The following is a 6,913-nucleotide window of genomic DNA, read 5'->3' on the forward strand; positions in this document are numbered from 1 at the left end:
CGACCGGGACGGGCACCGCGGCTACGGTGGGGCACATGGACGTGCGCGTGTTCCTCGTGGACGACCACGAGGTGGTCCGCCGCGGCGTGGCCGACCTGCTGGAGTCCGAGCCGGGCGTCCGCGTCGTGGGCGAGGCCGGGACCGCGCGGGAGGCGCTGGCCCGGGTGCCCGCCGCCGAGCCCGACGTGGTGGTCCTGGACGTGCGGCTGCCCGACGGCGACGGCGTCACCGTCTGCCGGGAGCTGCGCTCGCGGATGCCGGACCTCGCCTGCCTCATGCTCACCTCGTTCGCCGACGACGAGGCCCTCTACGACGCGATCCTCGCCGGGGCCGCCGGTTACGTGCTCAAGCAGGTGCGCGGCACCGACCTGGTCAAGGCCGTCCTGACCGTCGCCGCGGGCGGGTCGATGCTCGACCCCCGCGCCACGGCGCGCGTCATGGAGCGGCTCCGGGCCGACGCCCACCACGAGCCCGACCCGCTGGCCCAGCTCACCGACCAGGAGCGGCGCATCCTCGGCCTGATCGGGCACGGCCTGACCAACCGGCAGATCGGCGGCGAGCTGTTCCTCGCCGAGAAGACCGTCAAGAACTACGTGTCCAGCATCTTCGCCAAGCTGGGCCTCGAACGGCGGGCCCAGGCCGCCGTGCTCGCCGACCGGCTGGAGCACGAGAAGCGCCACCACCCCTGAGAGCGCCGGGACGGGTCAGGGCTCCGGCGACTCGTCCTGCGACACCGGCACCCGCCACTCCAGCCGGGTGCCGGTCTGCACGGCGTCCGGGTTCACGGGCGTCACGAGCAGCACGCCGCCCGACTCCGCCGCGCGCCGGGCCAGGTTGAGCAGGCCGCTGCGGGTCGCACCCTCCGGGATGCCCACGCCGTCGTCGCTCACCGTGAGCACCACGTCCTCCCCCACGGCGAGCCGCACCTCGGCCCGCGACGCGTGCGCGTGCCGGGCGATGTTCGACAGGGCCTCGCGCAGGACGGCGACGACGTGCTCCGCGACGTCGGGCGTCACCAGCGTGTCGACCGCCCCCTCGAACCGCAGCCGGGCCGTGAAGCCGAGCGCCGCCGCCGTCGCGTCGACCTCGGTGATCACGCGGGAGCGCAGCCCCACCCGGCGGGCGCCCGCGCCGGCGGGCTGCTCCCCCGACTGCAGCCGGTAGATCGTGGTGCGCACCAGCGAGATGGTCTCGTCCACCTCGTCGACGGTCCTGCCGAGCTGCGCGGCGATCTCCGGTGACGCACCCCGGGCCACGCGCTGGAGCGCCAGGCCCGTCGCGTACAGCCGCTGGATGGCCAGGTCGTGCAGGTCGCGGGCGATGCGCTCCCGGTCGCGCAGCAGCGTGACCCGTTCGGCGTCGGCGCGCCCCTCCGCCAGCTCCAGCGCGACGGCGGCCTGCGCGGCGAACGCGCCCAGGGCCTCGACCACCACCGACGAGAAGGGCATCCGGCCACGGATCCGGCCCGCGGCCAGGACGCCCCGGGCGCTGCCCGGCTGCCCGAGCGGCCAGACGGCGAGGGGGCCGAGCGGGCCGGGCAGGTCCAGCTCCAGGCTGGCGCGCTCGTCCGCGGTGGCGTCGTCCGTCACCATCAGCACGCCCGTGCGCAACGTGAGGGTGGCGAACGTGCCGTCGGCGGCGAGCACCGAACCCACCTGCGTCTCCGCGTCGAGCCCCGCGGCCGACTGCAGCACCAGGCGCCCGGTGATCGGGTCCGGCACGGCGGTCACCGTCACGTCGGCGTCCGCGACCTCCCGCGCCTCGCTGGCGATCAGCGTCAGCACGTCGTGCGGCGACGACCCGGCCAGGACGTGGCGCGAGATCCGGTCGTTCGCCCGCGCCCAGCGTTCGCGCAGCCGCGCCACGTCGTACAGCCGGGCGTTCTCCACCGCCACGCTCGCCGAGGCCGCGAGCGCCTCCAGCACCCGCTCGTCCTCGGCGGTGAACTCGCCCCCGCCGCGCTTGTCCGTGAGGTAGAGGTTGCCGAACGGGGAGCCGTGCACCCGCAGCGGCATGCCGACGAAGGTGCGCATCGGCGGATGGTGGGCGGGGAACCCGACGGACGCGACGTGCGCCGACAGGTCCCGCAGCCGCAGCGGCACGGGGTGACGGATCATCTCGCCGAGCACGCCGCGGCCCGTGGGGTACGGGCCGATGGCCGCCACCTCGTCGTCGCTCATGCCGACCGTGAGGAACCTGGCGATCCGGTTGTCGGCGCCCAGCAGGCCGAGGGCGCCGTACCGGGCGTCGACGAGGTCGACGGCGGCCTCGACGATCCGGTGCAGCACGGTCTCGAGGTCCAGGCCGCGGCTGACCCCCACGACCGCCTCGAGCAGCACGTCGGTGCGGTCTCGCGGAGCGCTCACCGGGTCCATCGGCACCTCCTGCAGCCACGCTAGCGCGCGGGCGGGCGGCACGGCGCGCGGGACCTTCGTCCCGGACGGCGGGGCCTGGTGGCACTGCCGGGCGGGGCCTGCGGCTGATGTGCTGGTGGTGAGCACAGGAAGTGCGAGAGCAAGGAGCCCGATCATGAGCATCACCTGGTACCGGGGCATCGTCGTCGGCGTCGACGGGTCGGGCGAGAGCCTGTCCGCGCTCGACTGGGCGGCCCACGCCGCCGACGTGCACGAGGCGCGCCTGACGGTGGTGGCGACCCATGCCACGCCGCCCGCACCCGTGCCCGGGTTGGGCGACCCGGTCCGGGACACGCGCGACGAGGCCCGGCGGGCCGCGGAGGCGGCACGTACCCGGCTCGGCGGACGCCGGCCGGGCGGCCGCGACGTCGAGGTGGTGGTGCTGCCCGGCACCGCGGCGCACGTGCTGAGCCAGCGGTCGCGCACCTGCGACCTCGTGGTGGTGGGCCGCCGGGGGCTGGACGCGTTCGACCGGATGCTGCTCGGCTCCACGTCGTCGGCGCTCGCGGCGTCGTCCCCGGGGGCCGTCGTGGTGGTCCCCGTGGGCGCGACGACCGGCGACCCCCGGCGGATCCGCGTGGGCATCGCCCGGGACGACGAGCCGGACGTCCTGGGTGCGGCGTTCGCCGAGGCGGCCACGCGCGGCTGCCCGCTGGAGGTGGTGCACGTGACGGGCACCGACCCGATCAGCTCGGCGCTGTACCAGGCGGACCCCGTCGCCGCGACGTGGCACGAGGCGGCCCGGGCCGAGGTGGCCGACCAGGTGGCCCGGTGGGCGGAGAAGTACCCGCAGGTCACGTGCACGACGGCGATCCTGCGCGGCGACCCGGCGGGCGTGCTGCTGGAGGACCTGGCCCCGGACGACCTGGTCGTCGTCGGCGGGCGCCGGCACCCCACGGTGCTGGGCCGCATGCTGCGCAGCGTGCCCGACGCCGTGCTGCGGGGCGCGCCGTGCCCGGTCCTGGTGGTGCACGCCCCCGCGACGGTGTGACCGGGCCGGGCCGGGCGGCAGCCGGAGAAGCGCACGTTTGCGGGAGGTCTTGTCACGGGCTACCGGATCGGCGCGAACCGGACGTAGCGTCAGCACCGTGAGAGCACGAGCTGGGGCCGTCGTCTGCGCGGCCGCGTTGCTGTTGACCGCCTGCGGCCCGGGCGGGAGGACGCTGCCCGAGGCGCTGGAGCTGGACTACCCGCCCGCGCCGGCGCAGCAGGTTCCCGGCACCTCCGCCGAGGGCGGGAGCGACGCCGTCCCGGTCGCCGACCTGGCCGACCCGGGCTGGCTGCGCGACACCGCGGAGCGGACCGAGATCCCGCGGCGAGCGCTGGCCGCCTACGCCGGGGCCTCGCTGCGGCTGGCCGAGACCCTCCCGGAGTGCGGCCTCGGGTGGAACACGCTCGCGGGCATCGGCGCCGTGGAGTCGATCCACGGCAGCTATCTCGGGGCGAGCACGGACGCCGACGGGCTGGTGAGCCCGCCGATCATCGGCATCGCGCTGGACGGCAGCGAGGGGGTCATGGAGATCCTCGACACCGACGAGGGCGAGCTCGACGGCGACGTGCGGTGGGACCGCGCCGTCGGCCCGATGCAGTTCATCCCCACCACCTGGGGCGACTACGCACAGGACGGGAACCTGGACGGCCGGGCCGACCCGCACCAGATCGACGACGCGGTGCTGACGGCGGCGCACTACCTGTGCGAGAGCGGCGGGGACCTGACCACCGACGACGGCTGGACGGCCGCGCTGGCCGCCTACAACCGCTCGGTGTCCTACGCCCACGACGTGGCGGACCTCGCCACGTCCTACGGCGCGGAGCCGGGCGACGCCACGGAGCCCGGCGCCTAGCGGCTCGCCGCGGGCGGCAGGTCGCGGCCGATCAGGCGGACGATCGCCAGCTCCGTGGCCCGCGTCATGTCGACCGAGCCGGGCTCCAGCAGCCACTGGAGCTGCAGGCCGTCCATCGTCGCCACGATCACGCGGGCGGTCGTCGCGGTGTCGACGTCAGCCGCGATCTCGTCCCGGTCCCGGGCCTCGTCGAGCGCCTCGACCACGAGGGCGAGCAGCCCCTGGTACCGGTCGCGGAAGTAGTCCTGCGCCGGGTGCTCGGCCGTCACGCTCTCCGCGGCGAGCACGGTGTAGAGCCGCACGATCCCCTCGCGCTCGGTGTTGCGGCGCGTGGTCTCCACGAGGTGCCGCAGGAACTCCAGGCCGCGGGGGCGCTCGCTGCCGAGCTCCTCGATGTCGGTCGAGTCGCGCAGGTCGAGCACGCCGGTGAGCAGCCCGGCCTTGGACGAGAAGTAGTGCAGCACCCCCGCCTGGGTGAGCCCGACCCGCGCCGAGATCTCCGCGAGCGACGCGCTCTGGTACCCGCGCTCCGCGAACGTCTCCATGGCGATGCGCAGGATCTCCGCCCGGCGCTCCGCGGGCGGACGCCGCGTCCTGGCGCCCCCGGCTTCTCGTGTCATCCGAGGGAGTCTACGGGTACGTGGATCTCCTACCTACCGAGTGCTTGGTAGGTAGGAGTAGGGTGGCGCCCACATTCCACCCACCGAGGGAGTCGCAATGACGCGCACCACCCGCACCGGGCACCTCCGGACGGCGCTCGCCACACTGAGCGTGCTGGCCGTCGCAGCCGTCGGCGTCGGGCCGGCCGTGAGCTCGGCCGCCGCCGCCCCGACCACCGCCCACGTCTGGGTCACCACCGCCGACGGCAGCCGCAGGCTGGCCGACGGCGGCAGCCTCGCGTTCGGCACCGGCCCGCAGGCCACCGACATCCGGGTCAGCCCGGACCAGGTGTCCCAGCGCTTCACCGGCGCCGGCGCGTCGGTGACCGAGGCGTCCGCCGCGCTGATCAGCGGCCTGCCCGCCGGCACCCGCGACACACTGCTGCGGTCGCTGTTCTCGCGCAGCGGCGACGGCATCGGGCTGAACTACCTGCGCCAGCCGCTGGGCAGCACCGACTTCAACTCCGGCGGCTTCTACACCTACGAGGACACGCCCGGGCAGTTCAGCATCGCCCGCGACCAGCAGCAGATCCTGCCGGTGCTGCGGCAGGCCCTGGCGATCAACCCGAACATCCGGTTCATGGGCAGCCCGTGGTCCCCGCCCGCGTGGATGAAGTCGGGCAACTCGCTGAACGGCGGCAGCCTGCGCGCCGAGAACTACGACGAGTACGCCGACTACCTGGTACGCACGATCCAGGCCTACGCGCAGCAGGGCGTGACGCTCAGCGACCTCACGGTGGCGAACGAGCCGCTGTTCGCCACGAGCTACCCGTCGCTGAGCATGTCCGCGGCCGAGCAGGCGCAGTTCCTGCGGGTGCTCGACGCCCGGCTGACCAGCGCCGGGCTGGGCACCCAGATCTTCGCCTACGACCACAACTGGGACCGGCCCGACTACCCGCTGGAGGTCTTCTCGGGCACCCAGGGCATCTCGCGCGTCGTCGGCGCCGCGTTCCACTGCTACGGCGGTTCCCCCGAGGCGCAGGCGCAGGTGGTCGCGGCGGGCAAGCGCGTGTACTTCACCGAGTGCTCCGGCACGGACAGCGACAACGCGGCGAACACCTTCGGGGACACCCTGGTCTGGCACGCGGAGAACCTCGTGGTGCGCAACATGCGCAACGGCGGGGAGACGACGATCAACTGGAACCTCGCACTCGACCAGAACGGCGGCCCGCACCAGGGGCACTGCGGCACCCGCTGCAACGGCGTCGTCCAGATCGCCGGGAGCACCGTGACCCGCAACGCCGAGTTCTACGTGCTGGGCCACCTCACCAAGTTCATCGACGCCGGCGCCCGCCGCATCGGCTCCACCAGCGAGCAGTCCGGCGGGCTGCAGAACGTCGTCTACCAGAACCCGGACGGCACGCGCGTGGCGTACGTCGTGAACGCCTCCTCCGGCAGCCGCACGTTCTCCATCACGGACGAGGGCCGCTCCCTGACCCACACCCTGCCCGGCCGGGCCGTGGCCACGTACACGTGGGACCCGCAGTCGATCACCACCCCGGCCGACCCGGACCCGGCCTCCTGGTACCAGGTCGCCTCGTCGGCGAGCGGCAGGTGCCTCGACGCCGCCGACTGGGGCACCGCCGACGGCACCGGCCTGCAGCAGTGGGCCTGCGGCGCCGCCGCGCAGGCGAACCAGCGCTGGCGCTTCACGCCCACGACCGACGGGTACTACCAGGTGGCCAACCAGCACGCCGGCAAGGTCTGGGACGTGGCCGGCGGTCCGGGCGCGGTGGCGGCCGGCACGGCGGTGCACCTGTGGTCCTACGTGGGCGGCACCAACCAGCAGTGGCGGCCGACGACGACGGGCGGCGGCGTCACCTTCACCGCCCGGCACAGCGGCGCGTGCCTGACGCTCGGCTCCGCGCCGGGGGCCGACGGGACCCGGTTCACGCAGCAACCGTGCACCGGGTCGGCGGCGCAGACCTTCCGGCTCACACGGGTCGGCTGAGCCGCCGCCGTCCGACCGCCCGGGCGGGGCCTCGCTAGGCCGAGG

6 protein-coding genes are annotated in these 6,913 nt (G+C 74.8%); 4 read left to right on the forward strand and 2 right to left on the reverse strand.

The window, feature by feature from the left end; translation table 11 throughout:
• The first annotated feature begins 35 nt into the window (after positions 1–35).
• Positions 36–689: a response regulator gene (locus ACFWEJ_RS25560; protein WP_377231991.1), complete on the forward strand. Its 654-nt coding sequence runs from the start codon at positions 36–38 to the stop codon at positions 687–689.
• Positions 690–704: 15 nt separating this feature from the next.
• Here the strand turns inward: ACFWEJ_RS25560 and ACFWEJ_RS25565 are convergent, their stop codons facing one another.
• A complete protein-coding gene (locus ACFWEJ_RS25565) occupies positions 705–2,531 on the reverse strand; it encodes a GAF domain-containing protein (RefSeq protein ID WP_377231986.1) in 1,827 nt (608 codons plus the stop codon).
• Between ACFWEJ_RS25565 and ACFWEJ_RS25570 the strand changes: the two genes are divergently transcribed.
• Together ACFWEJ_RS25570 and ACFWEJ_RS25575 are read left to right on the forward strand one after the other, a co-directional pair.
• Positions 2,530–3,405 carry a universal stress protein gene (locus tag ACFWEJ_RS25570; protein ID WP_377231987.1) on the forward strand — a complete coding sequence of 292 codons (876 nt, stop codon included), beginning with the start codon at positions 2,530–2,532 and terminating at the stop codon, positions 3,403–3,405. The genes ACFWEJ_RS25565 and ACFWEJ_RS25570 overlap by 2 nt on opposite strands.
• Before the next feature lie 97 nt (positions 3,406–3,502).
• On the forward strand, positions 3,503–4,258 hold the full coding sequence (locus tag ACFWEJ_RS25575) for a lytic transglycosylase domain-containing protein (protein ID WP_377231988.1): 756 nt from the start codon (positions 3,503–3,505) through the stop codon (positions 4,256–4,258).
• Here ACFWEJ_RS25575 and ACFWEJ_RS25580 read toward each other — a convergent pair.
• Positions 4,255–4,878: a TetR family transcriptional regulator gene (locus ACFWEJ_RS25580; RefSeq protein ID WP_377231989.1), complete on the reverse strand. Its 624-nt coding sequence runs from the start codon at positions 4,876–4,878 to the stop codon at positions 4,255–4,257. The genes ACFWEJ_RS25575 and ACFWEJ_RS25580 overlap by 4 nt on opposite strands.
• 97 nt (positions 4,879–4,975) lie before the next feature.
• Between ACFWEJ_RS25580 and ACFWEJ_RS25585 the strand changes: the two genes are divergently transcribed.
• Positions 4,976–6,868: an RICIN domain-containing protein gene (locus ACFWEJ_RS25585; protein WP_377231990.1), complete on the forward strand. Its 1,893-nt coding sequence runs from the start codon at positions 4,976–4,978 to the stop codon at positions 6,866–6,868.
• Positions 6,869–6,913: the final 45 nt, after the last annotated feature.

The sequence above is a fragment of the Promicromonospora sp. NPDC060204 genome (genome assembly GCF_042728455.1).
In the GTDB taxonomy this organism is placed as follows: Bacteria; Actinomycetota; Actinomycetes; order Actinomycetales; family Cellulomonadaceae; genus Promicromonospora.